This is a genomic window from Streptomyces albiflavescens, from assembly GCF_014645835.1.
GTDB classification, from domain to species: Bacteria; Actinomycetota; Actinomycetes; order Streptomycetales; family Streptomycetaceae; genus Streptomyces; species Streptomyces albiflavescens.
Genome location: NZ_BMMM01000005.1, coordinates 374,009 through 400,968, shown reverse-complemented (window position 1 = coordinate 400,968; position 26,960 = coordinate 374,009). Strand labels below are relative to the sequence as shown.

Genomic DNA, 26,960 nt, shown 5'->3' with positions numbered 1-26,960 from the left:
AGTGGCGTACGCCGCCGATCCCTTCGCCGCGGCTCCGGTGGTGTGGACGGTTCCACCGCCTATGCGTCTGTTGCATACAAGGCGCGCGCGACCGCTTTGAGCCGGGGGACCAGGAACGCCCCGCTGGATACGGTGAACAAGAGCCCTACCGGCGGGCTGCGCGTCGAGGCTCACCTTTGTGATCGCCCTGGCAGCCTTGCCCGTTGTCGGCATCCTCGTGCTGACGAACGGGGCTTGGCGGCGCAACGCGCTGTCCATCCCGGCCAGCGCGTTGCGGGGCTCCGCCGTCAGTGACCGCCCGTGGAGGCCAGGTCAGCCGTGATAGGTGATGTAGCCGTTGCCGTCAGGGTCGTTGCCCGATTTGGTGTACGAGTGGACGTCGGCGCGGGCACCGGAGGACTTGTAGAGGTAGATGGTGTCCTTGTCGTTGTTCCAGATGAAGTTGCAGTTCTGGCGGTAGACGACGTTGTGGGCGTCGGAGTCGGTGCCGCGGCCGCCGCGGAGCTTGATGTAGTCGCCGGGCTGGAGGTAGTGGTTCGCGGGGAAGGTGAACTTGTTCCCGGCGGCGTCCTTGACGACGTAGCCCTTCAAGTTGACGGTTGTGCCGGCCGAGTAGTTCTTGATCGTCAGGTACTCGTCCTTGGTGTTGCCGGTGGAGCAGTTGTTGGAGTCCCGGCCGGGCGCGTCGTACTGGACGCCCTTGATCTTCAGCGCGGAAGAGTACTCGGTGGCCTGCGCCGGGGCAGCGGCAATGACAGCGAGCGTCCCGGCAGCGGCTGCGGTAGCCAGGGCAGTGCGTATACGCATGAGGATCCCCCCTCAGTGGTGCGAATGAAGCTCCAGGAGCATACCGGTCGCGTGTCTGTCAGGTGACAGAAATGTGTGGGAACAGTGAACATGGGGGTGGAGTCGGGCCGCTGCCTCAGAGTGTGCCCGCGCGGCAAAGCTGCCGATCAACCCGGCGAGGTCGTAGGCGACTGGCGATGCCGGCCGCTCGACCGGCTCCCCAACAAGGCTGTTCATCCCGAACGTTCAGTGCCTCACAGCCTGGCCTCCGGAGCACGACGGCGTTGGAGGAGCCAGTGCGGGAAGTAACTGCCCTGCCGCAGCTTGGGGATGGCCGGCTCGACCGTCCAGGCCCGCGTGTCCCACTCGCGCGAGCGGTAGCCGTTGTGGTGGTTGGCTCTCTTCGCTGACCTGCCCGTATTCGGCGCCGCTGAGGGCGTCGGCCTCAGCGGACATGAGTGCGTCGGCGAACGTCTTGACCCTGGCGCGCAGCAGATCGGGACTCGCCGAAGCGAGGTTCTCCTCCGTGAGGGCACGGGGCAGACAAGGGTGCTGATCCGCGACCGCCGGTGCTCCCAGAACACCCCCCCGATGATCGAAGCGGCTTGACAAACGCCATGGGAAAGCCCGCCACGCCCAGAACGCTGCAGGTGAGCGGAGAGTGGGAAACGGCAATTGGCCATTTCGAGCAGTGTCAGTTGGCCAACGTGGCCGCGTTGCCTCGTTCGGCCGACAGCGGTGGCTGGCGGTCATCAGTCGAGGTGTCATGACATCGCGACCCGCTCTCGAGAGCGGATACGCGGCGGGCTGCGCACTCCAGGCAGGCGAGCCCGAGTCAACCTCGAAAGGTGGAGACAGCAATGCAGTACAACCAGGGAGATCGCGTGCAGTACCAGGGGCAGGACAACAAGAAGCACACGGGCCAGATCCAGGGCATCCGGGGTCAGGAACCCAAGGTGAAGTACACCGTCCGCGACGAGCAGACGCAGGTGGAAGAGCAGATCGAGGAGAAGCAGATCGACCGGACGCTGTAACAGCATGGTGATGAGTCGTCCGCCTGCGAGGTGGGCGACTCATCGGTGTGGGGGCTGGCTGATCACCTGAGCTGGGCCCATCTATCGCTGCGTCACACACGTGCGGCGCGCCCGAACGGCATGCTTGAACACCGTCCCAAAATTCTGGGCTGTGGTGGATACCCAAAGAGACACGGGTCAGGCTGAGGTACGCGAGGGACGGGAGGTGGTGGCGCTGGACTCACTCATCTCCATGTGGCCTCCGGCTACTCGGCCCGCTACGGCGCTTCCCTGCCCGACGCCCTTGTCCAGCGCCCGGTGGAGCGCGGGATGAAGATGCTGACGTTGACGTCGCCGGGACACGTCGTCAGCGCATGAGTGCGCCGCGCAGCGTAAGGCCGTAGTTGCCTTGTCGGGGTGAGCGACGAGCGCGGTGCTGGATGCGGCAGCCATGGCTCTGTTCCTCTGGGACCGATATCTCTCCGCCCGCTTGTCGTACGGGCAGGCCCGTGCGCTGTTGGACGAGCACACGGCCGTGCGTGGGCCCGGGACGGGCTGGGACCTGCACGAGTACCGCCATCCCTCCCTGACCCACCTCGGAGAGCAGGGCGCGTCCCTGTTGATGCTGATGGCGAAGTCCGGGCACAAAAAGCCGGAGAACGTCCGCCGCTACTTCAAGCCGTCCCCAGAGGCGATCGCAGAGGTCACCAGCCTGCTCGCCCCCGGCGACAGCAGGCGTTGGCCGACAACCTCAGCTGGTGCCTGACTCCGGGCAACACATTCGAGTCAGGCGCGCACATGCAGTCCGAAACCCGTGCGGCCCGCGGGCTCCAGTCCCTCCTTCAGGTGCAGCGAGGGGATCTCGTAGTCGCCGAAGTTCTGCCGCCGGAACGCGATCGGCTCGGTCGACTCCAGGGTGAGCAGGCGCTGCTCCCAGGCCTTGGCGACGTCCGGGTAGTCCCCGCCGGTCATCCGGTCGGTGCCATACAGCACGAACGGCGGCAGCACCTCGATGCCCGGGTAGTAGAGGATGCCGTGGTGGATCGGGAACAGCAGATCGTCGATGGGGCCGTTGATCCCGCGAGCGGCGTAATGCGACTCGGGGCCGCCGGCGGTCACCGACAGCAGAGCCTTCCTGCCCGCGAGGGTGCCTTCGCCGAAGCGCTCGCCGTACCTGGTGTCGCTGTGCTCACCGACGCCGTACGCGAAGTGGTAGGTGAACACCCGGTCCACCCAGCCTTTGAGGATCGCGGGCATCGTGTACCACCACAGCGGGAACTGGAAGATGATCGTGTCGGCCCACATCAGCTTCTCCTGCTCGGCGAGGACGTCCGGGGTGAGCGTCCCGGCGTCGAAGGCCCGGCCCGAGTCCAGGGCGACCTTCAACGGACTTGAGGCGTCGGGGCCGTAGTCCGCGGCGTCCACGACCGCCTTCCAGTTCATCGCGTACAGATCGCTCACCCGTACCTCGTGCCCGGCGGTCTCCAATGTGGACACTGCGAGGTCCTTCAGCGAGCTGTTGAGCGACTTCGGCTCCGGGTGGGCGTAGACGATCAGCGTCTTCATGGGGACTCCTTCGGATCGGAGGCCTTCGATTCTGGGCGCCGCGGCGCCCGGCGTTCAGGGGCGCCTCTTCCATCGGACGGGACTTCCTGGTAACGGCAGGACCACCTTCACGGGCACCACCGCGGCCATACTGGGGGCATGGACGATCTTGCGGGCTTCCTACGGACCCGGCGTTCCCGGGTCGACCCGGCGGCCGTCGGCATCCCCACCGACAGCCGCCGCCGGGTCGAAGGGCTGCGCCGTGAAGAGGTCGCGCACCTGTCCGGAGTCAGCGTCGACTACTACGTACGGCTGGAGCAGGGCCGCGCGACCCAGCCCTCCGAGCAGGTCCTCGACGCGCTCGCCCGCGTCCTCGGCCTCGACGCGACCGAACGCGGGCACCTCTACAGGCTCGCGCGGCAGCGCCGCCGCCGCGCGAAGGCGCCGGGCGGGCGGGTCCGGCCGGAGCTGCTGCGCGTCCTCGACCTGGTCGCCGAAGCACCCGCGCTGATCATGGACCACCGCCTGGACGTGCTCGCCGGGAATCGCCTCGCCGGGCTCCTCTACGGCCGGCCGATGCCGGGCCTGAACACCGCCCGGCACATCTTCCTTGAGGAGGCCGAGCGCGGCTTTTACGCGGACTGGGAGAAATGCACCCTCGACGTGGTCGGGCATCTGCGCCTGGCCGTCGGCAAATACCCCGAGGACCCCCGCCTAGCCTCGCTCATCGGCGAGTTGGCGATGGGCAGCGAGCGCTTCCGCCGCCTCTGGGCCCGCGCGGACGTGCGCGCCCGCACACATGGACGCAAGGCGTACCAGCACCCGCTGGTCGGACTGCTGGAACTGCACCAGGAGAACTTCGCACTACCGGATGAATCAGGCATGGAGCTGCTGGTGCTGTCCGCGGCCACCGGCAGCCCCTCCGAGGACGGGCTGCGCCTGCTCGCGGGCCTGGGCGCGGACAGCGGTGACGCGCATCCCACAGTGAACGCTCAGGTCCGCGGGTAACTCAACGACGCCCAACCACCGCCGGGAACGCCTGCTGTGCCGGACTGCTGCGCAGATGCGCAGGCGTCCTTGTCGTGTGCAGGGGCCCAGTCGGCAACACTGCCCGATCTGGCGTCTGTTCGTCTCTGGTGACAGGCGGAGTCGCCGTGTAGCGTTATTGGCAGATGTCGTGGTTCGCAGTACCTGCCCGCGCTCCAGCGCGGGCGTTTTGCTGTGCAGTGCCAGAGGACCAGGACGATCACCTCCGGGTCCACGCCGTGTGGGCCTGATAGCGACTGAGAGGCACAGGCATGGCCAGCGGAACCGTCAAGTGGTTCAACGCGGAAAAGGGCTTCGGCTTTATCGCGCAGGACGGAGGCGGCCCCGACGTCTTCGCGCACTACTCCAACATCAACGCCAGCGGCTTCCGTGAGCTCCAGGAAGGCCAGGCGGTCACCTTCGACATCACCCAGGGCCAGAAGGGCCCGCAGGCGGAGAACATCACTCCCGCCTGACGGGCGGCAAGGCCGACACCGTGCCTCCGCAGCGCTCGCTGCGGAGGCACGGCGCATCGGGGCCATTAGCTCTCAACCTGACGGCGCCGGGGATCTCAAGAGTTCGGCCACCGCGACCCGTTCGGCCTGTGGCAGGCCGCCGGAGGTGGTCGGCCGCCGGGGCGCCACTGCCGCGCGTCTTTGCGGGTTGGGCATGAGGTGAATGCGCCGCTCCAGGACGCGTCGTCTCGATCGCTTCCGGGGCAGCACGACCGGGATATCCGAGTGCTCATTGCCGATCACGGCGGCCTGCACCAGCCTCGTATTCCTCGCCATCGCGGTGGCCTCCTTGCGTCCCGCTGCCTGGCTTCTCTGCGGCCGGATTGGTCATCGGGCGGTCTTGTTCCCCGGCGGCTCCATCGCCGGAGCCCTGCAGCACCGCCACCAGTGCATCCAGATGTTCGAGGGCTACGCCGGCACCAGCGACTCCGGCTTCCGCGACGAAGTCGAAGCCGAACAAGCCCTCACCCGCGGCCAGGTCCTCGCCGACATGGCCGCCGACCCCGACCGGCCACGGCTCACCGGCACGGCCGGCGCCGAAGCCTGGCTCGCCGAACTCGCCCGCCATGCCGTCCTCAGCGGCCAAGTCGACACCGACGAATCCCGCCTGCGCCGCATCCTCGCCCGGCACGACCCCCACCTATATCCGGGCACCTTCCTCGTCTACAACCTTGACCGCGCCCTGTGCCGTGCCCCGACCAGCCCAGGCGATCAGCCGGTCATGGCCGACTGCCGGCCCCTGGCCTGTCGCAACACAGCCCTCACTTGCGGCACTCGTCTCGCCCTGCGAGACCACCTCAACCAGCTGGAGGCCGCCCTGAGCGACAGCGATCGTCTCGCTCCTTACATCCCTCACCGTCTTGAGGAAAAGCACCGAGACACTGCCGCGTTCCTTGCTCGCCACGCTCCGGAGTCCGCCTCATGAAACGCGACCTGCCCACCGCCGACGCCGTCAAAGCCGCTATCGACACCGTGATCGAAGAGGCCGCCGGCCGCGGGCGACGGCTCACCACCACCGCGGTCGCGCGCCGCCTCGGCATCCCGCACGCCACCTTCCACCGCCACTACCCCGACCTCATCGACGGCTACTTCCGGCCCCGGATGCCCGCACCCCGCCAACTCCCCGTCCCCGCACCGCCCACCGGGCAGGAGCCGGACAAGGAGACCAACCTCAGCAGGCTGCGCCGGGAGAACGCCTACCTACGTCGCACCCTTGGCCTGTATGAAGAGGCCATCCACCAACTCACCCTCGAAAACGACTCCCTGCGCAAGAGCGCCGTCATCGTCGCGCTTCCCACCCGCTCGGTCGCGACCTGCACCTGCCATCCGCAGCAACCCGCGTTCTGGTTGAGCGGTCCTTGGCGACCGCGTTCTGGTTGAGCGGTTTCGTCTGTGGGGGCCTCAGCCTGTTCCGAGCCCGGCTCGCAGGAAAGCGGTGGCCTGGCCGATGGCGGCTCGCGTGGCTCGGGTCTCGCTGAGCGCATTGAGCAGCATGAAGTCGTGGATGGTGCCGTTGTAGCGCACGGTTGTCACGGGGACGCCCGCGGAACGGAGCTTGGCGGCGTAGGCTTCTCCCTCATCGCGCAGCACATCGGCCTCGTCAACGCACACATACGTGGGCGGCAGCCCAGTGACCTGCTCGGTGCTGGCCTGATTCGGCGATGCCGTGATCTCGGCGCGCTGTGCCGGATCGGTCGTATAGGCGTCCCAGAACCACTCCATCGCCTTGCGGGTGAGGTAGTAGCCGGTGGCGAACTGCTCGTATGACGCGGTGTTCATCGCCGCGTCGGTGACCGGGTAATACATCGACTGCTGCAGGAAGGTGACGTCGCCGCGTTCCTTGGCCATCAGCGCAAGCGCGGCCGTCATATTGCCGCCCACCGATTCGCCGGCCACCGCCATGCGGCTGGCGTCCAGGCCCTTGGACGCCCCGTCTCGGGTGATCCACTGGGCGGTGGCGTATCCCTGCTCGATCGCGGTCGGGTAGCGGGCTTCCGGCGAGTTCGGGTACTCCACGAACGCGAGCGCCGCGCCGGCGCCGACGGCGAGCTCGCGCACGAGCCGGTCGTGGGTTCCGGCGTTGCCGAGGATCCAGCCTCCACCGTGCATGTACACAATGACCGGCAGCATGCCAGTAGTGCCCTGCGCCTTGATGATGCGTACCCGGACGTCCCCCACTTGGGCGGGAACCGTGATCCACTCTTCGTAGACCGGGAGCTTGCTGACCGGGGCGGACTGCGCGTCTTCGAGGATCTTCCGGGCTTCGGCCGGCGCCATCTCGTACAAGAACGGCGGTTTCGAGAACCCCTCAGCAACATCGTGTGCCGCAGGCTCAAGGACGACCGGGTTGGCAGCAGTCATGACAGCGCTCCTCGCGCGAAGGTTCAGACATGGACTTAGCCAAGAGCACGCGACGCCTCGTCGGCACCAGCTCGTCACGTACCGGATCTTCCCGTTACCCAGGCAATCGCGGCCTGGTGGCTGCCCGCCGTTGCGGCACGTCTCCACGTTCGTGACGCTTTCTATCTAACACCCGCAAAAGGCGCAGTTCCAGTCCGGGTCGATCGCCGCCGGCTGCGTGGCCGGCGTCTCCGCGCGCGGGGTCTCCTTGCCGAGCCCGCCCTTACGGCGGAGGTTGGCCGGGCGCTGGCCCACCGGTACGAGCTCCTCGCCCTCGCCCCAGGCGCGTCCTGCCGCGGGGCGAGGTGTCCGGTGGCCCACCGGTAGGACCGCAGCGCAGCGAGCTTGTTCTCCCACCCTTCGGCCGCGCGCTCGCTGTCCCGCTGCACGGCAAGAGCCGGTCCTCGCTGCCCAGTTCGGCGTGCACACGCCGGTCGGTGCGGGCCGGCTCGTACCACCACCAGGCCACACGCGTGCCCTCCGGTGTGGAGCAAGGCCCTGTCACGCCGTCTGCTTCGGCTTCCTCGCCCAGCGGACGGAGTCGGGCCTATTGACGGTGGACAGTGGCCAGTTCGAGAATGACACGTCATTCCGCGTTCCGCTGACGTGAGGGGAACTCCGTGCCCGGAGGTGTGGTCGACAAGCGGGACGCGATCCTGCGCGCCGCGGGAAAGGTATTCGCCGAACGTGGCTACCACGCGACCGGCATCTCCGACATCGCGCGGGAGCTCGGCGCCGGACACGGCACGTTCTACCGATACTTCAAGAACAAGGAGGACATCGCGCGGAGCGTGGTGTCGCGGGCGCTCGGCCGGATAACGGACGCGCTGTCCGACGAAGACCCCGGCTCCTCGGAGACCCTGTCGCAGTACCGGGAGCAGGTAAGGCGGATCGGCCAAAAGTTGTTCGAGCTCGTCGTTGCGGAACCGGAGTTGGGCCGCATTCTGTTCTACGACGCGATAGCCATCGACCGCGCCGAGCCCGACCTCGCGGGCCAGGCCATGGAGGCGGCAGCCGCGTACACCGCCGCGTTCATCCGCAACGGCCAGGACCGTGGTTTTCTGCGTCGCGATCTGGACGCCCATGTGGTCGGGCTCGCGGTGAACGGGATGATCATGACCGGAGCCGTACGCCTGCTGCACGTGCAGGACCCCGCCGGCATGCGTCAGCCGTGGATCCACACGGTGGAAACCCTCATGTTCGACGGCCTCGGCTCCTCCTGAGCCGCAGGCCCGCAAGGACCGTTCATTTCTTCTGCCTTCGAAGCGGAATGACGTGTCATTCCGGAAAGGAGAGCACGATGGTCCAGGTCGACGTCTTCTGGTCGTACGGCATCGGCGCAAGCTTCGCGACCGCCGCCGCGTACCAACTCGCCGACAGGCCCGGTTCGCCCCGCCGCCGCGTCCTTCGGTGGTCGGACCCGTACCTGATGGCCACCGTCCTGTACTGCTCGGTGCTGTTCGCGCCCAGCGGCGTATGGCTGCTCTGGGGCTTCCCGGACTGGGAGACGATGCAGGTGGCGCCTGGGCACGAAGCGCTGCCCGCCTGGCTGGTCGCCCTGTTCGCCGCAACCAACGTGAGCCAGGGCCTGCTCGGATACTGGGTCGCTGCGCGGCTGATCGCGGCCGGCCGCGCGTACGCCGCGTTCCTCCAGGCCGGAGTGGGCTACCTCGGGATGTTCTTCATCCTGGTCCACGGCTGGGACGGGCGCGGGTACCAGCGGTTCTTCTCGGCCGACCGGAAGACCTTCGCGGCCTGGCCGGAGCACCCGGGCTTCGGGCAGGTCCTGTCGCGCGTCGGCGACTGGCTGACTTCGCCGGTCGCGCTGACGCTGTACGGGATGGGAGCCGTCCTCGTACCCGTGATGCTGGCAGCGTTGGTCTCCTGGCTGGGGTCGGGCGAGCGTGAGCCGGGCAGCGGTGCGGCACCCGGGCACGTCCGCATCGTGCTCGCGGTGCTGGGTGCTGTCTTCGGAGTGGCGCTCGGCAGCGCCGTAGCCTCAAGTGTTCTGATCCATCTGCTGGACTGGTGGCTCGGCGTGCCCGCCGCGGCGGCCCTCATCGCCGTAGCCGTCGTCCGGCGTGGGACGGGTGCGGCCCACCGCGCCTTCGGGCTGCTGGCCCTGCCCGACGTGCACCGCGGCCGCCCGCGGCACGTGCCGTCGGCCGGCTGACGGCGTTGGGAGGGCTTGCTGTTCCGCCTGCGACCGAGAGCCGACCGACCCGTCGTGATGCCGGTCGAGGTGCCGGGCCGGCGCCGGTTGAAATGGCGCCGACATTGATCATGGTCGGTAGCAGGACCCGGCCCGAGTCGGGCTCGACCATGCCGTTGATCATGCGCAGCAACGTGGTCTTGCCGCATTCGGAGGAGCCCACCAGGACCGTGATCTCTACTGACCCGGCCTCGAAGCTGAGGTCGTTTCAGAGTCAGGGCCCCGTCGCGGTAGCCCTTGCTCACCGATTCGAAGCGAATCATCGCTCTTCCTCGCGCGGGTTGCAGGCCCGCAGCCTGTGGTCATATCGCCGCGTACACGCCCTCCCGTGGGAGTCGATCGCGCATTACCGATGACCGAGGTCGTCGTGGTGCGCGAACAGCGCCAGCTGGTCTCGGATCCAGAGGTTCAACGCCTGCAGCTGGCCCTGTATCCAGGGGTCGGGGCGGTGCTTGGCGACCTGGCCGCCGTCCAGGCTGATGGTCGTCGTGTCCGCGGTCACGACGACCCGGGCAGGAGTGAGCCCGCCATCGGGAAAAGTGGCCGCCGCCGCGGAGCCGCCGGTGGCGAGGAGCGTGCCTGCGACGAATACCGCGGAAACGCTCGCGGTCGAGATACGCCGCATGAGCTTGTTCATGGTCTTTCCTCCTTGCAGTGTCCGCCGTTCCATGGCTGCGAGGGCGGATCTGCCTTTCGTTACGCACTGCCGAAGCTACGCATCGGCATGTAGTTGAACAATGAATTAGTGTGGTGAAGGAAATCACCTGAATGTTGAGGAATGGGTGGGCGATGTCCTGAAGGGCCCCTGAGTGCGGAATCGTTCGGTTGGCGCGCCTGCGGAAGGGGCGGGGGTGGGCCGTAAATGCCCAGGACTCCCGGATTGCCGGAGCCTTGGGCCCCGCCCGGTCTGTGTGACTTGCCATCGGGTCCCACTCGTCGACCGAAGAAGGCTGCCGGCCACCGGGATGGGGGGATCGCTCCTCACCTGCAGACGGCCGAGTCAACCGGCGGAGGCCAGGACCGCCCCGTATGCCGGCGGGAGCATGCTCAGCCGCGGTAGGTCTCCAGCAGCCGCAGCCAGACTTCGCCGAGGGTGGGGAAGGCGGGGACGGCGTGCCAGAGCCGGTCGAGGGGGACTTCGCCGGCGATGGCGATGGTGGCCGAGTGGACGAGTTCCCCGACGCCGGGGCCGGCGAAGGTGACGCCCACCACGGTGTTGCGGTCGGTGTCGATGAGCATGCGGGCCCGGCCGCGGTAGTCCTCGCCGTACTGGTGGGCGCCGGCGACGTGGGCGAGGTCGTAGTCGACGACCTCGATGCGGCGCCCGCTGTGCTCGGCGTCGCGGCTGGTCAGGCCGACGGAGGCGACCTCGGGGGTGGTGAAGACGACCTGGGGGACGGCCTTGTGGTCGGCGGTGGCGACATGCGCGGGGGGTGTCCTTGTTTCTTGACGTCGGTGGATTACGCCCAATGCGTCACCGGTTCAACAGGTAGTGGTCGCAGCCGGGGCGCCTCGTCGCTCCCCGGCTGCTGCGGCGGACGGCGGTGACGGCCGGGGGGGTGCCTCTATGTCTTTCGTCAAGCGGGGCGTGGGGTTCTGGGTTCGTAGAAGGTGCCGTCGCGGAGCATGGCGAACAGCACGTTGATCCGTTGGCGGGCCAGGCGGAGGAGTGCCTGGGTATGGGTTTTCCCGCGGGCCCGGCATCGGTCGTAGTAGGTGCGGGAGGCGGGATCGTGCAGGGCAGCGAACGCGGACAGGAACATCGCCCGTTTGAGCTGCCGGTTGCCGCCTCTGGGCGCGTGTTCGCCGTGGATGGAGGTGCCCGACGATCTGGTCGTCGGGGCGAGGCCGGCGTAGGAGGCCAGGTGGGCGGCGGTGGGGAAGCTGGTGCCGTCGCCGACGGTGACCAGCAAGGTGGCGGCGGTCCTGACCGCGACCCCCGGAATCGAGGTCAGGACCGGGGAAAGAGGGTGAGCCTCCAGCAGCTGTCCGATCTGCGCTTCCAGAGCTCGTCGCTGTTCGTGGACGGCCGCGAGCGAACGGGCCAGGGACGGGATCACGATGTCGAGGGTGCCGGTGCCCGGGACCACGACGGTCTGCTCGTCGAGCGCGTCGAAGACGTCGTCGATCAGCCGCTGGGCCATGCGCGGGGCCTTGGGCCGGATCACCTCAACCAGCCTGCGGCGTCCGGCTTTCCGCAGAGCCTGCGGGGATCCGTAGCGTTCCAGCAGCCAGGTCACGGCGCTGTGGTCCAGGCGCGGGCCAAGGACGCGCTCCAGGCTGGGGTGGAACTGGGTGAGCAGGCCGCGTATCCGGTTGGAGGTGCGGGTGGCCTCGGCCGCGAGGTCCTGGTCGAAGCCGACGAGCACGGTCAGTTCGGCGGTGATCTCGTCGGTCAGTTCCAAAGAGCGCAGGGTGTGCGGCATCGTCCGTGCGGCGTCCGCGATCACCGCGGCGTCCTTGGCGTCCGTCGTCCTCCTCGTCCAGCTCGGGCGCGTCCGCATCACGCAAGGGCCGCAGCCCCTCGCCCGGCCCTTCGTCGAATTCGCCGAAGAACACGGGGAACTGGGAACGGGTACAAGAGGGGCCTGACCTGGCTCAACGCCGTCAATGACCAGGTGGCCGGGATCGGAGCAATGGTCGTGCGTGGCACCCCGCGCGACAGCCTGTTCACCCTGGACACGCTGCTGAACCTCGACGGCGGAGTCCGCGATGGTTCATGTCCCGCGGAAGCGTGTCCTCGTGGATGTCCTGGCGTCGCTGCCTCGTGATCAACGGGAACATCTGGAACGGAGCGAAACCGGGTTGATCAAGTACCTGGACGACAGTTCCGAGAAGGCGGCACTTCGCCCGATCGCTGACAGTCCAGCCGGTCTCAGTCGACGCCGGCTTCGCCGTCGATCGCGGTGAGGCTGCGGTTCTTGAGCCGGTAGCTGGGGTCGTTGATCGGGACGACCTCACAGTGGTGGAGGAGCCGGTCGAGGATGGCGGTGGCTAGGACCTCGTCGCCGAAGCCCTGCCCGAATTCGCTGAAGCTCTTGTTTGAGGTCAGGATGATGAGCCCTTCTCATACCGCTTCGAGATCAGCTGGAAGACGAGGTTCTGCAGCCACCGATCCGCCTCAAGCACCATCACGGGCCGCCCTCCACCTCGGTCACCCGTCACGCAGCAGCGTCCTCGAAACGGTACGCAGACACACCACGTTCCTCTGCACGTTCACCACTACGTGGCTCTGCACTTCAAGTCGTTGCGCCGACACGCGTTACGCCGACAAGCGCTTCCGCGACCTCGCGGACCAGCGGTTCTGGCGCGCGGCCAGGAGCCGGCCGGAGACTACGGGTCGCTGGCAGCCATCGCCCGCAACCGCGTGAACCTGAAGCGGATCACCACGCACTGGCCGGACACGCTGCGCGTGGCCGGGTCGCTGATCACCAACCAGGTCCGCGCCTACGACCTGCTGCGAATGTTCGGCCACGAGGGACACCCACCCCGCTCGGTGCCGCGTTCGCCGAGTACGGGCGCATCGACGAGACCATGCATCTGGCCGCCCTGGTCGACCCGATGGATGACACCTGCCGCCGCCTGATGAAACGGCAGCTCACGGTCCAGGAATCCCGCCACCGCCTTGCTCACGCCATCTGCCACGGCGGCCGGGGCCAGATCCGGCCGCCCTACCGCGACGGGCAGGAAGATCAGTTGGCCAGCCTGGGACTCGTCCTCAGTGCTGTGGTGCTCTGGAACACCCGCTATCTCGACGCTGCCGTCACCCAGCTCCGCGCCGAGGGCCACGGCCTCAAGGGCGAGGACGTGGCCCGCCTGTCCAAGGTCACCGGCATCGAGCCGCGCGCTCCCCGGGTGCGGACCGCGACCGCTGGGGAGCGGCTGACGAAGGCGGAGGCGCGCTAGCCGATCACGCCCTGGTCGGCTCCTGACGGTCAGTCCTGCCCTCCGTCGTCCTCCTCGTCCAGTTCGGGCGCGTCCGGATCACGCAGGGGCCGCAGCCCCTCGCCCAGCCCACTAGCCGCGAAATTGAACTGGTAGCGGACCATGAAGTTGATGTGCCTGTCCTTCAGCGGAGCCTTGGCGAATTCGGCGTCGATCCGCTCTTGCCGAGCGCGCGGCCGAGTTCACCGGTCCGCGTGCGCGACGATTTCAGCTACGGGCGCGAGGGCGGCGTTCCCCCTCGGCATGGCTGCTCGCCGTGCTGGTCAGGATCGCGCTTGCGACAACGTCGAAGAGGCGATCGGCGCGTGGCGCGAGCGAGTGTTGATCGCCGAGCCAAGCGAGCGCCCCTACCAGCGCGAACAGATCGTCGCCATCAATGTCGGTCCGCGCCATACCCGCGGCCTGGGCACGGGCGAGGAGCCGCGCACCGGCCGCGCGCAGAGTGACGCACGAAGCGTGGAGTGCGGACTCGGGGTCCTCGATGGCGGCTGCCATCAGCACGACCGCGCCCCGATACTCAGTCGTCCACGCGACGCAGTCGCGTAGCCACGAAACGAGAGCATCGTCGGGCGAGCCGGACGTTTCGAGGGCGCCTGCCTGAACGGTCAACTCGTCGAAGCTCGTGTGAAGCAGGGCATCGAGCAGCGCCTCGCGTGTCGGGAAGTGACGCAGCAGCGTCGCGAGTCCGACATCGGCCCTGCGCGCGATATCGCGCAGTGACACCTCGACGCCTTGCTCGGCGATGGCGGTGCCCGCTACTGCGAGCAGGTGGTCGCGGTTCTTCCTGGCGTCGGCCCGCATCTGTCCCCCCTTGACTATCCGGATCAGTGGTCCATATATTCGGATCAGTGGTCCGGTTATGTGGACCGCTGATCCGAATAAGCCTATCCCGCACCGCGGACAGGAGAAAACGATGCCGACACACACGATGAGGGCGGTCCGGCTCCATGAGCACGGCGGCCCCGAAGTTCTGCGTTACGACGAGGTGCCGATTCCCGAGCCGGGGCCGGGTGAGGTGCTCGTTCGCGTGCACGCGGTCGGCATCAACCCCCCCGACTGGTACCTGCGCGACGGGATGTCCAACCTGCCGCCGAAGACGAGGCCGAAGTTCAGCTTGCCCGTGATTCCGGGGACGGACCTGTCGGGCGTCGTCGAGGCCGTCGCCGCGGATGTGGACGGCCTCTCCGTCGGTGATGAAGTCTTCGGTCTCCTTCGCTTCCCCAGCTTCGATGGCAGCACCTATGCCGAGTACGTGGCCGCGCCTGCGTCGGACCTCGCACTCAAGCCGGCCGGCATCGATCACGTGCACGCCGCCGGGGCGCCCATGGCCGGGCTCACCGCGTGGCAGTTCCTGATCGAGCTCGGACACGATCACCCGTCGCCCTTCCAGTCGGCGCAGCATCGTCCGGTGCCACTCGACGCCAACGTGACGGTGCTCATCAACGGCGCCGCTGGCGGCGTGGGGCACTTCGCGCTACAGCTGGCGAAATGGAAGGGTGCACGTGTCATCGCGGTGGCGTCGGGCGCGCATGAATTGTTCCTGAGCGAGCTCGGCGCCGACGAGTTCATCGACTACACCAAGAGCCGTCCCGAGGAACTCGTGCATGACGTCGACCTTGTTCTCGACGCCGTCGGTGGCCCCGACAGCAAGCGCTTCCTGCGCACGCTCAAGCGCGGCGGCTCCCAGTTCCCCGTGTTCTTCGGCGAATTCGACGAAGAAGAGACCGTGAAGCTGGGCGTCACAGTCACGGGCACCCAGGTTCGCTCGAACGGCGCGCAGCTTGCCGAACTGGGACGCCTGCTCGACGCGGGCACGGTCCGCGTCGCGATCGACAGCACGTTTGCGCTCGCGGATGCCCGAGCCGCGCACGAACGCGCCGCCCGAGGGCACATCCAGGGCAAGATCGTGCTCACGGTCGCTTAGCAACGAGCCGTTTCACCGACGCGTCCGGCGCTCGCCCGCGGGGCGCCGGTGGCCATCGAGACGCCGATGAGGAGAGCTTGGCGCGCGTCTGGCGACTGGGCCGGACCGCGGCGGACGAGTCACCCCTCCGGCCGTCACCGCCGTCCGCCGCTGCAGCCGGGGGGAGCGAGGCGCCCCGGCTGCGACCACTACCTGTTGAACCGGTGACGCATTGGGCGTAATCCACCGACGTCAAGAAACAAGCGGCTGTTCATGCAGGCCGTGCCGCCCCTCCCGCTCCCGCAGTAGCCGCAGCACCGGGATGCGACGGTGCAGAGTGACTCAGGTGCACCGGTGCGCATGAAATCCCGGTTGTGCGCGTCACGGAAGTGCCTTCTCGCGATGCAGCAGCCCTGGGTGTTCGAGTTGCATTGGATGACCCCGTCCGCTTCCCGCGGCCGCGCGACGACCTCACCGTGCAGCAGGTCCCGCCCTTCGGCACCTGACCGCGCCCCGGGTGGCGGTCAGGCGGAGGCCGGGGCGCCGAGCTCGGCGAGTAGGCCGCGCACCCGCTGCTCGACGGCGTCACGAATCGGCCGGACGGCCTCGACGCCCTGCCCGGCCGGATCGTCGAGCTGCCAGTCGAGGTACCGCTTGCCGGGGAAGACGGGACAGGCGTCCCCGCAGCCCATGGTGATCACGACGTCCGAGGACTGCACCGCTTGTGTGGTGAGGACCTTCGGGGCCTCGGCGGAGATGTCGATGCCGACCTCCTTCATCGCCTCCACGACCGCCGGGTTGACGGAGTCGGCGGGCGCCGAGCCCGCCGAGCGGACCTCGACGCGGTCACCGGCGAGGTGGGTGAGGAAGGCGGCGCCCACCTGGGAGCGGCCGGCGTTGGGCGCGAAGCGGAGGTGCTCATGACGGATATCCCTCTCGAACGGCGGAACGTGGGGTCAGGAGGAGGCGAGTTCGGGCTCGCCCTGTGCCACGAGCGCCCGCCCGGCCGGGGCCGGGCTGGGGCCGTAGACCGCGGCCACGACGCCGAGTCCGAGCACGGTGCCGAGGAGTTGGGCGGCGATGAACGGGGCGACGGAGGCGGGTGCGATCCCGGCGAAGGTGTTGGTGAAGGCCCGGCCGATGGTCACCGCGGGGTTCGCGAAGGACGTGGAGGAGGTGAACCAGTAGGCGGCCCCGATGTAGGAGGCCACCGCGGCCGGAGCGAGCGCGGCGCGGCCGACCCGCGTGAGGCCGAAGATCAGCAGGATCAACCCCGCCGTGGCGACGACTTCGCTCAGCCAGAGGTGGCCGGCGGAGCGGTCGTGAGTGGAGAACTTGACCAGCGGCTTGGCGAACATCGCGTCGGCCAGGACCACGCCGCCGATCGCGCCGGTGATCTGGGCGGGCACGTACGCGGCGACGTCCCGCAGGGCGAGGCCGCCCGGAGCACGACGGCTGGTGAACCAGGCGGCGAGCGTGACGGCAGGGTTGAAGTGCGCGCCGGAGATGGGCCCGAGCAGGGCGATCAGGACGCCCAGGCCGAAGACAGTGGCGAGGGAGTTGGCGAGCAGCTGCACGCCGATGTCGCGGGTCAGCTCGGTGGCCTGGATGCCGGAGCCGACCACCATCACCACGAGCAGCGCGGTCCCGATCGCCTCGGCGGCGACGCGGCGGCCGAGCGGCGCGCTCACGCGTCGGCCCCGGTGGGCAGCGGGGTGGTCAGGAACGCGGCGAGCTTGTCCAGGACGCCGGGCAACACCCAGTAGTAGACCCAAGTCCCGCGCCGCTCGCAGTCGATGAGCCCGGCCTGCCTCAGCAGCTTGAGGTGGTGCGAGATGGTCGGCTGGGACAGGTCGAAGGCCGGGGTCAGCTCGCACACGCAGACCTCGCCGCCCTCACCGCGCGAGGCGATCATCGACATCAGGCGCAGCCGCACCGGGTCACCCAGGGCCTTGAAGACCTTCGCCAAGTCGGCGGCCTGGTCCTCGTCCAGGGGCGCGGCGGACAGGCCCGGGCAGCAGGCGGCGTCCTGGCCTATCACCTCAAGCTCTTGTTTCGACATGTCTCTATGTTGACGTTTTTCGATTCAAGGCGCAAGGTTGAATCAATGAACGTCAATACAGGCAGTTCCGGGGCCTTGCCGTGCCCCGTCACCTGGGAGTGAGTCATGAGCGAGCAGTCCACCGACCTGCGTGAAACCGTCCGCCGGCGGTACGCGGCGGCGGCCGTGAAGGTCACCGAGGGCGGCACCGCCTGTTGCGGTCCCGAGCCGGTCGAGGTCGACGAGAACTTCGGCTCCACCCTGTACGCCGCCAATGAGCGCGACGCCATGCCCGCGGAGGCCGTCGCCGCCTCCCTCGGCTGCGGCAACCCCACCGCCGTCGCCGAACTGCGCGAGGGCGAACGCGTGCTGGACCTCGGTTCCGGGGGCGGGATCGACGTCCTGCTGTCCGCCCGCCGCGTCGGACCGACCGGCAAGGCGTACGGGCTGGACATGACCGATGAGATGCTCGCCCTCGCCCTGGCCAACGCGGCGAAGGCAGGCGCGACGAACGTGGAGTTCCTCAAGGGCACCATCGAAGCCGTCCCACTGCCCGCAAACACGATCGACGTCGTCATCTCCAACTGCGTGATCAACCTGTCCACCGACAAGCTCGCCGTGTTCGCCGAGACCTTCCGCGTCCTCAAGCCCGGCGGCCGGATCGTCGTCGCCGACGTCGTCGCCGACGACACCCTCACCGCCGACCAGCGCGCCGAGCGCGGCGACTACGTCGGCTGTATCGCCGGCGCCCTGTCCTTCGCCGAGTACCGCCAGGGCCTGGAGGCCGCCGGGTTCACCGACATCGACATCACCCCAACCCACCAGGTCGCCGACGGCATGCACTCCGCAATCGTGCGCGCAACCAAGCCGCCGACCACCGAAAGCGTCCGCCAGGCTGGGGAGTTGACGGACACCCGCTGTGGCGTCGACGCGTGCTGCACGGCGGCAGAGACCTCGGTCGACCCCACCGTCACCGTGGCTGAGGCGAAGACCGAGTCGGTGTGTGGCTGCCAGAACTGACGTCGGCGCCTGGTCTGGGGTCCTCCACGTTGGGGGCCCCAGAATCGTACGCGCCATGGACAACGGACAAGACGAAAGCCCTGTCCATAACTTCTGCTCGAACCGCAGCGGGCCGGGCAGCGCTCCGTCGGGCCCTAGGGCGCGTATCGAGTCGTGATCATCGGGTGGTCCTGGTGAGGTCTTTGATCCAGATCATCGAGGCGTGCAGGTGGAGACTGGCGAGGTAGCTGTTGGGAGTCTTGTCGTATCGGGTGTCTCACCGTCCCAGTTCCGGCCTCCTGGTACGTCACGCTCTGGGGCGGGTGAGGCACGTGGAGCCGACGTGAGCCGACCGGTGCACTGATGTCCGGGCGGGGACTCATGGGACATGGCCCGGCACCCGGCTCAGGTTCCGGGGAGGATACGGCGCGTTTCGTAGGCCCACATCGCGATCTCGACCCGGTTGCGGGCGCCGAGTTTGGCCATCAGGCTGGCCAGATGCGTCTTCACCGTGCTGAGGCTGATGTGCAGTGCATCGGCGATCTCGGTGTTGGTCAGCCCGCGAGCGACGGCGAGGAGCACCTGCTCCTCGCGGGCGGTGACGGGGGAGACCGGCTGGGCCACGGGCCGGCCGGCGGGCAGGTCCGCGAATGCCTGGAGCAGACGGACGGTGACGCTGGGCGCAATGAGCGCCTCACCGCCGGACGCCGACCGTACGGCCTGCGCCAGAAGGTCCGGTCCCGTGTCCTTGAGGAGGAATCCGCGGGCGCCGGCACGCAGCGCGCCGTAGACGTACTCGTCGAGGTCGAACGTGGTGATGACGACCACGGCCAGCGGGTCGGCGACGCCCGGGCCGGCGACCAGCCGGGTGGCCTCGAGCCCGTCGAGTACGGGCATGCGGATGTCGAACAGGCAGACGTCGGGGCGTAGTTCGCGGGCCAGACGTACCGCTTCCCGCCCGTCGGCGGCCTCGCCGACCACCTCGATGCCGAGCTGGGCGTTCAGCATGATCCGCAACCCGGTGCGGATGATCGTCTGGTCGTCAGCGACGAGGACGCGAATGGACACCGCTCTCGCTCCTCGCTCTCGGCAGTTCGGCTTCGACATGCCAGCCCCGGTCGATACCCGGGCCGGCTCGTAGTGTGCCGCCGAGCAGAGTCGCGCGCTCGCGCAGTCCGGTAAGTCCGTATCCGTCGCCGACCCCGACGGCGGCGCAACATGGTCGGGCTCGGAGTGGGCATCGACTACGCGCTGTTCGTGCTCGCCAGGCACCGGGAGTACCTCGCGCGCGGGCTCGATCCCCGCGAGGCGGCGGGGCGAGCGGTGGCCACGGCGGGGAGGCCCGTGGTCTTCGCCGGCGGCACCGTCGTCGTATCGATCCTCGGCCTGGCGGTCGCGAACGTACCGTTCATGACGGTGGGCGGGCTCGCCGTCTCGATCGTCGTTCTGACCATGGTGGTCGCGTCGGTGACGCTGCTGCCGGCCTTCCTCGGCGCCGCCGGCCCACGCCTGGCCCGGGCCGGCCGGATCGGCCGGGCTCTGCAGACCAGGAAGCTGGGCCGACTCGCACGGCGGCGGGACCCGGCGGCAGGCGCCGCCCACGCCGCCGGGTGGCGTCGCTGGATCGGGCACGTCAGCCAGCACCCGGTGCCGTACGCGGTCGGCGCGGCGGGGCTGCTGCTGACCGCGACGCTGCCCGTGCTCGGCCTGCGCGTCGGCCTGCCCGACGACGGCTCACTGCCCCACAGTCGTACCGAGCGCCGGGCCTACGACCTCGTCGCCGAGGGGTTCGGCCCGGGCACCAACGGTCCCCTCGTCATCGCCGCGGACCCCACCGGTGATCCGGGAGTGCTGGACCGACTCGTCGCAACGGTCGCGGCGGATCCGGGCATCGCATCCGTCGCGCCGACGCACATCGATCGGGCCACCGGCATCGCGACCCTCGTGGTGTTCCCGACCACCAGCCCTCAGGACAAGGCCACGGCCGACACCATCGCCCGGCTGCGCACCGACGTGCTGCCCACGGCGATCGGGCACGGCCCGGCCAGGGCCCACGTCGGCGGCGCCGCCGCGAGCCTGTCCGATGTGGGCCAACGCACCAGCCAACGCCTGCCGGTGTTCGTCGCCGCCGTGCTGGCGATGTCGTTCCTGCTGCTGATGCTGGTCTTCCGCTCGATACTCGTACCGCTCAAGGCGGTACTGCTGAATCTGCTGAGCATCGGCGCGGCCTACGGCATCATGGTCGCGGTCTTCCAGTGGGGCTGGGGAGGCGCACTCATCGGGCTGGAAGCGACGGTTCCGATCGTGTCGTTCATCCCGATGTTCCTCTTCGCCATCCTGTTCGGCCTGTCGATGGACTACGAGGTGTTCCTCCTCTCCCGCGTACGCGAGGAGTACCTGCGCACCGGCGACAACGGCACGGCGATCGTTGAGGGCGTCTCGCGCACCGCCCGGATCATCACCTCGGCCGCCCTCATCATGGTGGCGGTCTTCCTGTCCTTCGCCGTCGCCGAGGACCCCTCCACCAAAATGTTCGGGCTCGGCCTGGCCACCGCGATCTTCATCGACGCCACGGTCGCACGCATGGTGCTGGTACCGGCGACCATGACACTCCTCGGCCGGACCAACTGGTGGCTGCCGAAGTGGCTGGACTGGATGCTTCCCCGCGGCCCGGTCGGCACCGACGACACCGACGCTGAATCCACGGGTGAGGCCCCGCGTCCACGGCTGGTTGACCGTTGACTCAACTCCTGCCCGCCCTTGGCGTCCGGCACCTCAGCGCGTCACCTAGGGGCATATCGAGTCGTGATCACTGTCGTATCGGGTGGCGATGCCTCGCCATGCTTTGAGCTTGTTGATCAGGCGTTCGACGGTGTTCCGCTCCTTGTAGAGATCGGCGTCGTGGCTGACGGGTCGGCCACCTCTGGAGCCCTTCTTCTTCCGGTTGGCGGCCTGGTCCTTCTTCTCCGGGATGACCGCCTTGATGCGGCGTTTGCGTAGGTGGGCGCGGTTTCCGCGGGACGAGTACGCCTTGTCCCCGGCGACCGCGTCCGGCCGGATGCGGGGTCGGCCGACGGGCCCGCGTACCCGTACCTTCTGCAGGACGGGGATGAACTGCGGGCTGTCCGCTGCCTGGCCTGTGGTCAGGATGAACGCCAGCGGGCGGCACTTGCGGTCGGCGGCGAGGTGGACCTTGCTGGTCTGCCCGCCTCTGGAACGTCCGAGGAGGGCGGCCTTCAGCCGGAGTTTCCGGCGACGCCGGATGCGTCGTCGTTCTTCCAGCGCGGGATCACTTTCGGTCTCTTGCCCGTTTTGCTCTTCGAGGCCGCCCCCTTTGACCTGGCCTTCTCCTCCTCGGCCGCGGCTTTCTCCAGGGCGGTGACGACGTCCTCGTCGAGGTGCATCCCGGCCGCGTCGTGGTGGGCTCGGGCGGTGGTGGAGTCGATGCTGACCAGGGACAGGTCCACCTCACCCCGCTTCGCGGCTTCCGTGATCAGGCCCTCCAGCAGGGCCTCGAAGACGCCGGCGTCACGCCACTGCCGGAAGCGGTTGTGGACGGTCGACCAGGCGCCGAACTCCGTCGGCATCTCCTGCCACTGCCCGCCCGTCTTGAACCGCCAGATCACGCCCTCGAACTGCTGCCGCAGTCGCTCGGGGTACGGGCCGTACTCGCCGATCGGCAGGTACGGCTCGATGAACTCCCAATCCTGCTCGGTCAGTTGCACTCGCGTCACGTAAGATCGTCTATCGGACCGGACCGTGCCACGAAGGCACATCCCGCAAATTGATCACGACTCGATACGCGCCCTAGTTCCCGCCGGGCTTCGGATGTCCGGTCGGCCAGCCATTCTGGCTGCAGCGGCACAACGGTACGCGTGAGCGTCGGCAGCCCCCAGACTTCTTCCCACGCTGCGCGGATGGGTCGGCCGTGATCGTCGACCTCCACGCCGGCGATCGGATCGCGCCGCGCGATGCCGAGACGTTCGAGCTGAGGGTCGGGCCCCTTCACACATGCCCGCGTGAAGCTCGTTGAGCGCTCACGGAAGTGAGTTGAGTTGCGGCATACTGCAAATCGCCTTGTGAAATCGATCAGTTCTTGCCGCATCGCAACGCATCACGGTGCGGCTTTCGCACGGTCGGAGCGGGGCGTCAAAGGGCGTGAACCGGATCCGGAGCCAGGGGCCTGACAGGCAGGGGGAGCAGCGTGGAACCGGTCATCATCGTCCTGACCATTCTGATGGTGTTGGTCTTCATCACCCTGATCAAGACCCTCCAGGTCGTCCCACAGGCCAGCGCCGCCGTCGTCGAGCGCTTCGGCCGCTACACGCGGACCCTGAACCCGGGCCTGAACATCGTGGTCCCGTTCATCGACTCCATCCGCAACCGCATCGACCTGCGCGAACAAGTCCTGCTGTTCCCGCCCCAGCAGGTGACCACCCGGGACAACCTGGTCGTGAACATCGACATGGTCATCTACTACCAGGTGACGGACGCTCGGGCCGCCACCTACGAGGTCACCAGCTACATCGAGGCAATAGAGCAGCTCACGGTCACCAAGCTCCGCAACATCATCGGCGGTATGGACCTCGAACGCAGCCTCACCTCGCGCGACGAGATCAGCGCGGCCCTGTGCGGCGTCCTCGACGCGGCGACCGGCAAGTGGGGCATCCGCGTCAACCGCGTCGAGCTCAAGGGTATGGAGCCGCCCACCTCCATCCGCGAGTCGGTGGAGCAGCGGATGCGCGCCTATCGCGACAAGCGCGCCCCGGTTCCCGAGGCCGAACGCGTCCGGGAGCCCGAAGCCCTGCCTGCCGAGGCCGAGAAGCGGGCCGCCTTGATCCGAGCAGAGACAGAACGCGAAGTGGCCGCGATCATGTCCGGCGGGAAGGAGGCCGCACGGACCGCGCCGCTGTCGCACCCGCATACGGATTTCCCGCTCGCGCGTCAGCCGTTACGGGAGGGGGACCCTCGCCGTATCGATCGCTACCGGCTGACGGCGAGGCTGGGCCAAGGCGGAATGGGGACGGTCTATCTCGGTCACTCTCCGGGCGAGCGTTTGGTCGCGGTCAAGGTCATCCAGCGGGAGCTGGCCGCCGATCCCACATTCCGTCGGCGTTTCGCCCGTGAGATCAGTGCCGCGCGCAAGGTCGGCGGATTCCACACCGCGTCCGTGGTCGATGCTGATGCGGACGGTAACCCGCCCTGGCTGGTCACCGAGTACATTCCCGGCCCGTCACTGCACGACGTCCTGAGCCGGCACGGTGCCCTGCCCGTCAGGACCATCCAGACGCTGGCCATCGGCATCGCCGAAGCCCTCGAGGGTATCCATCAGTGCGGCATCGTCCACCGTGACCTCAAGCCCGGCAACATCATCCTTTCCGGCACCGGCCCGCGCGTCATTGACTTCGGCATCGCCCGAGCCCTCGACGGCACCGCCATCACCCGTACCGATCATGTCGTTGGTACTCGAGGCTTCCTCGCCCCCGAGCAGCTCACCGGCGCGCCGGTCACCTTCGCCACAGACCTCTACGCCTTCGGCATGGTGCTCTGCCACGCTGCCGGGGCAGTGCCCGCGGACGGCGAGTCCCTCGACTCCGCCCTCGGCCTGTTGCCGTCCCACCTGTACGGCATCGTCACCCGCTGCCTCGACCATGATCCCGCGAGCCGCCCGACGCCCGCTGAGGTCATCGAGCAGCTCGCCGACCGCCGCTCATCGGACGAAGACTGGCTGCCACCTCTCGTGCGCACACTGGTAGATCTGCACGAACAACCCGCGGAATCGGCAGGTTGACAACAAGCCAGGCCCAACCTGACCCGGTCTTCAACAACGTCCCTCGCCGGAAGGGCACGCGGACAGGCCCCGACTGGGTTCGATGTCAACGAGGGGTTGGTCAGTTCGCCTGACGCGGCCTGCGGATTCTGCCGGTGAGTAATGCCGGCCGCAGGCTGCCGCCGCCTCCCTGGCGGCCGCGAAGGGCACGGCCGCCGACGGGCGGTGGACTGCAACGTGGAAGACAGCCCGGCCGGTGTGTAGTCTGTCCGGTCCGCGCAGTGGGCGTATCGACGTCACGCCCCACGTAACCTCTTCCTGTGCCAGTCTCCCGCCAGCATCGCGTCGCCGTCCTTGTGCTCGAGGGTGCGAAGCCGCTCGATGTCGGAATCCCCGCGCAGGTATTCACGACCCGCGCGAGCATGCCGTACGAGGTGCGGGTGTGCGGGGCGACACCCGGTCTCGTGACCGGCGGCGATGGCCTCGCGTACTACGTCGACCACGGCCTCGACGCCCTTGCGTGGGCCGACATTGTCTTCGTCCCCGGCTACCGGTTCCCGGACCGCGACGACCCGCCGCAGGCCGTCGTTGACGCACTGATCGCCGCCCACGACCGGGGCGCGCGGCTCGCCGCCATCTCGACGGGCGCCTTCGCGCTCGCCGCCACGGGCCTGTTGGACGGCAGGCGCGCCACGACGCACTGGCACTACACGCGGGCACTCGTGGCCAGGCACCCGCTCGTCCAGGTCGACGAGAACGTGCTGTTTGTCGATGAGGGCAGCGTGCTCACCTCGGCCGGCGCCGCCTCCGGCATCGACCTGTGCCTGCACATCCTGCGCGGCGACCTCGGAGTGGCCGCGTCCAACCACGCGGCCCGGCGTCTGGTTGCGGCCCCCTACCGCAGCGGCGGCCAGGCCCAGTACGTGCCGCGCAGCGTCCCCGAGCCGCTCGGCGAGCGGTTCGCCACCACCCGCGAGTGGGCGCTGCACCGGCTCGGCGAGCACCTCACCCTCGACATCCTGGCGCGGCAGGCGGGGGTCTCGCCGCGCACGTTCTCCCGGCGCTTCGTCGAGGAGACCGGCTACACGCCGATGCAGTGGGTGATGCGCGCCCGCATCGACCTGGCCCGCGAACTGCTCGAGCGCTCGGAGCGCAGCGTCGAACAGATCGCCGCCGACGTCGGGCTCGGCACCGGCGCGAACCTGCGGCTGCACTTCCAGCGCATCCTCGGCACCACACCGAGCGAGTACCGGCGCACCTTCACCCGGGGTGAGTAACCCGCCCGGCACCGCGTGGCGGGATCCTTTCGAACCGTGGCGATGTCGCCACTGTCAGCGGCGCTGGCCGCAGACGAGCCTGGTGGCGAACGGAAGGGACATCACTCATGACTCGCATCGCCATCAACGGATTCGGCCGCATCGGACGCAATGTGCTGCGCGCACTGCTCGAACGCGACAGCGCCCTCGAGATCGTCGCCGTCAACGATCTGACGGAGCCCGCCACTCTCGCCCGGCTGCTCGCCTACGACAGCACGGCCGGGCGGCTCGGGCGGCCGGTGACCGTCGACGGGGACGCCCTCGTCGTTGACGGCCGTCGGATCACGGTGATGGCCGAGCGCGAACCGGCGCAGCTGCCGTGGGCCGAACTCGGCGTCGACATCATCCTGGAAGCCACCGGCCGCTTCACTTCGGCGAAGGCAGCCCGCGCCCACCTCGACGCGGGCGCGAAGAAGGTACTCGTCAGCGCGCCGTCGGACGGCGCCGACGTCACGCTCGCGTTCGGGGTCAACACCGACGCCTACGACCCGGCCGTGCACACGATCGTCTCGAACGCCTCCTGCACCACCAACGCGCTCGCGCCGCTGGCCGCGGTCCTCGACGAACTCGCCGGTATCGAGCACGGGTTCATGACGACGGTGCACGCCTACACGCAGGAGCAGAACCTGCAGGACGGTCCGCACCGCGACGCCCGTCGTGCCCGGGCCGCCGGCGTCAACATCGTGCCGACCACGACCGGCGCCGCCAAGGCGATCGGCCTGGTGCTGCCGACCCTCGACGGCAAGCTGTCGGGCGACTCGATCCGCGTACCGGTGCCGGTGGGCTCGATCGTCGAACTCAACACGACCGTCGTCCGCGACGTGACGCGCGACGACGTGCTGGCGGCGTACCGCGCCGCAGCGGAGGGGCCGCTCGCCGGCATCCTCGAGTACTCGGAGGACCCGCTCGTGTCGTCCGACATCACGGGCAATCCCGCATCGTCGATCTTTGACTCGGCCCTCACCCGCGTCGACGGCCGCCACGTCAAGGTGGTCGCGTGGTACGACAACGAGTGGGGCTTCTCGAACCGCGTGATCGACACGCTCGAGTTCCTCGCCACCCGCTGACCTGACGCCGGGGTGGTACCCCGCCTCCGGCGACCGCGCCGGCCGGCACTTCCTTTGGGCGCTCTGGTTGACCAGTCGGGCAACCAGAGCGCCCAGTCACAGAAGCGGGTCCGCCCGGCCTCCGGAGGGTGCGGGTGCGCCACGGCCGGTCAAGGGTTCTTCGAGCGTCCCCCTGGTCAAAGCCCACAACCAAGTGGGGACGAAGAGCGGGGCTGGGGATTTTCAAGGCTCTGTCCGCAGTTCCGTGAATCCCCAGGTCAGCGAAGTGAGCGAGGGATCGTTTCGGCAGAGTATGTCCCGGCATGGCGAGCAAGACGGTCGAGGCCGTGCTGTTTCCCGGGATCGATGTGCGAGTGGAGTGCGTCAGCGACTCCTCCGGCGTCTTGGTGGTGGAGCACGCACAGTATGTATCAACGCCGCCT

23 protein-coding genes and 9 pseudogenes are annotated in these 26,960 nt (G+C 68.6%); 16 read left to right on the top strand and 16 right to left on the bottom strand.

The genetic code is table 11. From position 1 onward, the window contains the following. Positions 1-312: 312 nt before the first annotated feature. Both IEY95_RS16995 and IEY95_RS16990 read right to left on the bottom strand, forming a co-directional pair. Positions 313-807: a lamin tail domain-containing protein gene (locus IEY95_RS16995; protein WP_189186853.1), complete on the bottom strand. Its 495-nt coding sequence runs from the start codon at positions 805-807 to the stop codon at positions 313-315. 236 nt (positions 808-1,043) lie between these two features. Next, a pseudogene (locus IEY95_RS16990) lies at positions 1,044-1,329 on the bottom strand (transposase); the annotation flags it as partial. Positions 1,330-1,646: 317 nt separating this feature from the next. Here IEY95_RS16990 and IEY95_RS16985 point away from each other — a divergent pair. Together IEY95_RS16985 and IEY95_RS16980 are read left to right on the top strand one after the other, a co-directional pair. Next, positions 1,647-1,820, top strand: coding sequence for a hypothetical protein (locus IEY95_RS16985; protein ID WP_189186852.1), 174 nt, complete (start codon positions 1,647-1,649; stop codon positions 1,818-1,820). Between the two features lie 463 nt (positions 1,821-2,283). Then, positions 2,284-2,565 (top strand): annotated as a pseudogene (locus IEY95_RS16980) (site-specific integrase); the annotation flags it as partial. 20 nt (positions 2,566-2,585) lie between these two features. Here IEY95_RS16980 and IEY95_RS16975 read toward each other — a convergent pair. After that, a complete protein-coding gene (locus IEY95_RS16975) occupies positions 2,586-3,365 on the bottom strand; it encodes an NAD(P)H-dependent oxidoreductase (RefSeq protein ID WP_189186851.1) in 780 nt (259 codons plus the stop codon). 138 nt (positions 3,366-3,503) lie between these two features. Here IEY95_RS16975 and IEY95_RS16970 point away from each other — a divergent pair, with 138 nt between their 5' ends. The 4 genes from IEY95_RS16970 to IEY95_RS16955 all read left to right on the top strand — a co-directional run bounded on the left by IEY95_RS16970 (position 3,504) and on the right by IEY95_RS16955 (position 6,265). Continuing rightward, entirely contained in the window at positions 3,504-4,352 is an 849-nt protein-coding gene (locus IEY95_RS16970) for a helix-turn-helix transcriptional regulator (RefSeq protein WP_189186850.1), read from the top strand. Positions 4,353-4,642: 290 nt separating this feature from the next. Then, the gene (locus tag IEY95_RS16965; RefSeq protein WP_037751662.1) at positions 4,643-4,846 is read left to right on the top strand and encodes a cold-shock protein; all 204 of its coding nucleotides are present in this window, start codon (positions 4,643-4,645) and stop codon (positions 4,844-4,846) included. Between the two features lie 271 nt (positions 4,847-5,117). Continuing rightward, a complete protein-coding gene (locus tag IEY95_RS16960) occupies positions 5,118-5,810 on the top strand; it encodes a hypothetical protein (RefSeq protein WP_189186849.1) in 693 nt (230 codons plus the stop codon). Beyond that, positions 5,807-6,265, top strand: a complete 459-nt coding sequence (locus tag IEY95_RS16955) for a TetR/AcrR family transcriptional regulator (RefSeq protein WP_189186848.1) — start codon at positions 5,807-5,809, stop codon at positions 6,263-6,265. Before IEY95_RS16960 ends, IEY95_RS16955 begins: the two co-directional genes overlap by 4 nt. Positions 6,266-6,286: 21 nt before the next feature. On the opposite strand, the gene IEY95_RS16950 is transcribed toward IEY95_RS16955, so the two are convergent. Continuing rightward, positions 6,287-7,246 (bottom strand): alpha/beta hydrolase, encoded by a 960-nt coding sequence (locus tag IEY95_RS16950; protein ID WP_189186847.1) that lies wholly within the window; start codon positions 7,244-7,246, stop codon positions 6,287-6,289. Between the two features lie 183 nt (positions 7,247-7,429). Next, a pseudogene (locus IEY95_RS16945) lies at positions 7,430-7,659 on the bottom strand (hypothetical protein); the annotation flags it as partial. A 246-nt stretch (positions 7,660-7,905) separates the two neighbouring features. On the opposite strand from IEY95_RS16945, the gene IEY95_RS16940 reads away from it, so the two are divergent. Together IEY95_RS16940 and IEY95_RS16935 are read left to right on the top strand one after the other, a co-directional pair. Then, positions 7,906-8,508 carry a TetR/AcrR family transcriptional regulator gene (locus IEY95_RS16940; RefSeq protein ID WP_189186846.1) on the top strand — a complete coding sequence of 201 codons (603 nt, stop codon included), beginning with the start codon at positions 7,906-7,908 and terminating at the stop codon, positions 8,506-8,508. A gap of 77 nt (positions 8,509-8,585) precedes the next feature. Further along, on the top strand, positions 8,586-9,458 hold the full coding sequence (locus IEY95_RS16935) for a hypothetical protein (RefSeq protein WP_189186845.1): 873 nt from the start codon (positions 8,586-8,588) through the stop codon (positions 9,456-9,458). Here IEY95_RS16935 and IEY95_RS50700 read toward each other — a convergent pair. From IEY95_RS50700 to IEY95_RS16915, 4 genes and pseudogenes are all read right to left on the bottom strand, one after another. Continuing rightward, complete coding sequence (locus IEY95_RS50700) at positions 9,343-9,660, bottom strand: ATP-binding cassette domain-containing protein (protein WP_189186844.1); 318 nt, start codon at positions 9,658-9,660, stop codon at positions 9,343-9,345. The genes IEY95_RS16935 and IEY95_RS50700 overlap by 116 nt on opposite strands. A 183-nt stretch (positions 9,661-9,843) precedes the next feature. Beyond that, positions 9,844-10,134 carry a hypothetical protein gene (locus IEY95_RS16925; protein WP_189186843.1) on the bottom strand — a complete coding sequence of 97 codons (291 nt, stop codon included), beginning with the start codon at positions 10,132-10,134 and terminating at the stop codon, positions 9,844-9,846. A gap of 410 nt (positions 10,135-10,544) precedes the next feature. Next, positions 10,545-10,925, bottom strand: a pseudogene (locus IEY95_RS16920) (oxidoreductase dimerization domain-containing protein); the annotation flags it as partial. A 149-nt stretch (positions 10,926-11,074) separates the two neighbouring features. Then, positions 11,075-11,968: pseudogene (locus IEY95_RS16915) on the bottom strand (IS110 family RNA-guided transposase); the annotation flags it as partial. A 102-nt stretch (positions 11,969-12,070) separates the two neighbouring features. Between IEY95_RS16915 and IEY95_RS51060 the strand changes: the two are divergent. Next, positions 12,071-12,202 (top strand): annotated as a pseudogene (locus tag IEY95_RS51060) (Tn3 family transposase); the annotation flags it as partial. Between the two features lie 170 nt (positions 12,203-12,372). On the opposite strand, the pseudogene IEY95_RS16905 reads toward IEY95_RS51060, so the two are convergent. Further along, a pseudogene (locus tag IEY95_RS16905) lies at positions 12,373-12,599 on the bottom strand (ATP-binding protein); the annotation flags it as partial. Between the two features lie 173 nt (positions 12,600-12,772). Between IEY95_RS16905 and IEY95_RS16900 the strand changes: the two are divergent. Continuing rightward, positions 12,773-13,319: pseudogene (locus tag IEY95_RS16900) on the top strand (Tn3 family transposase); the annotation flags it as partial. A gap of 330 nt (positions 13,320-13,649) precedes the next feature. Here the strand turns inward: IEY95_RS16900 and IEY95_RS16895 are convergent. Further along, positions 13,650-14,243 (bottom strand): TetR/AcrR family transcriptional regulator, encoded by a 594-nt coding sequence (locus IEY95_RS16895; protein WP_189186841.1) that lies wholly within the window; start codon positions 14,241-14,243, stop codon positions 13,650-13,652. 112 nt (positions 14,244-14,355) lie between these two features. On the opposite strand from IEY95_RS16895, the gene IEY95_RS16890 reads away from it, so the two are divergent. Further along, positions 14,356-15,366 carry an NADP-dependent oxidoreductase gene (locus IEY95_RS16890; RefSeq protein WP_189186840.1) on the top strand — a complete coding sequence of 337 codons (1,011 nt, stop codon included), beginning with the start codon at positions 14,356-14,358 and terminating at the stop codon, positions 15,364-15,366. A 503-nt stretch (positions 15,367-15,869) separates the two neighbouring features. Here the strand turns inward: IEY95_RS16890 and IEY95_RS16885 are convergent. From IEY95_RS16885 to IEY95_RS16875, 3 genes are read right to left on the bottom strand one after another with little or no spacing between them, the layout of a single operon-like run. Then, positions 15,870-16,274: an arsenate reductase ArsC gene (locus tag IEY95_RS16885; protein WP_189186952.1), complete on the bottom strand. Its 405-nt coding sequence runs from the start codon at positions 16,272-16,274 to the stop codon at positions 15,870-15,872. Between the two features lie 27 nt (positions 16,275-16,301). Continuing rightward, on the bottom strand, positions 16,302-17,036 hold the full coding sequence (locus IEY95_RS16880; protein ID WP_189186839.1) for an aquaporin: 735 nt from the start codon (positions 17,034-17,036) through the stop codon (positions 16,302-16,304). Further along, positions 17,033-17,407: an ArsR/SmtB family transcription factor gene (locus IEY95_RS16875; RefSeq protein WP_189186838.1), complete on the bottom strand. Its 375-nt coding sequence runs from the start codon at positions 17,405-17,407 to the stop codon at positions 17,033-17,035. The genes IEY95_RS16880 and IEY95_RS16875 overlap by 4 nt, the downstream gene beginning before the upstream one ends. A gap of 105 nt (positions 17,408-17,512) precedes the next feature. On the opposite strand from IEY95_RS16875, the gene arsM reads away from it, so the two are divergent. Continuing rightward, positions 17,513-18,406: an arsenite methyltransferase gene (gene arsM / locus IEY95_RS16870; RefSeq protein ID WP_189186837.1), complete on the top strand. Its 894-nt coding sequence runs from the start codon at positions 17,513-17,515 to the stop codon at positions 18,404-18,406. Positions 18,407-18,790: 384 nt separating this feature from the next. Here arsM and IEY95_RS16865 read toward each other — a convergent pair whose 3' ends face one another. Further along, positions 18,791-19,453 carry a response regulator gene (locus IEY95_RS16865; RefSeq protein WP_189186836.1) on the bottom strand — a complete coding sequence of 221 codons (663 nt, stop codon included), beginning with the start codon at positions 19,451-19,453 and terminating at the stop codon, positions 18,791-18,793. A 150-nt stretch (positions 19,454-19,603) separates the two neighbouring features. Between IEY95_RS16865 and IEY95_RS16860 the strand changes: the two genes are divergently transcribed. Continuing rightward, complete coding sequence (locus tag IEY95_RS16860; RefSeq protein ID WP_229703036.1) at positions 19,604-21,127, top strand: MMPL family transporter; 1,524 nt, start codon at positions 19,604-19,606, stop codon at positions 21,125-21,127. Positions 21,128-21,172: 45 nt separating this feature from the next. On the opposite strand, the pseudogene IEY95_RS16855 reads toward IEY95_RS16860, so the two are convergent. Further along, a pseudogene (locus IEY95_RS16855) lies at positions 21,173-22,119 on the bottom strand (IS5 family transposase). Between the two features lie 470 nt (positions 22,120-22,589). Between IEY95_RS16855 and IEY95_RS50695 the strand changes: the two are divergent. From IEY95_RS50695 to gap, 3 genes are all read left to right on the top strand, one after another. Next, a complete protein-coding gene (locus tag IEY95_RS50695) occupies positions 22,590-24,176 on the top strand; it encodes a protein kinase domain-containing protein (protein WP_189186835.1) in 1,587 nt (528 codons plus the stop codon). 299 nt (positions 24,177-24,475) lie between these two features. Beyond that, positions 24,476-25,432 (top strand): GlxA family transcriptional regulator, encoded by a 957-nt coding sequence (locus IEY95_RS16845; RefSeq protein ID WP_189186834.1) that lies wholly within the window; start codon positions 24,476-24,478, stop codon positions 25,430-25,432. A gap of 107 nt (positions 25,433-25,539) precedes the next feature. After that, entirely contained in the window at positions 25,540-26,538 is a 999-nt protein-coding gene (gap, locus tag IEY95_RS16840; RefSeq protein ID WP_189186833.1) for a type I glyceraldehyde-3-phosphate dehydrogenase, read from the top strand. Positions 26,539-26,960 lie beyond the last annotated feature (422 nt).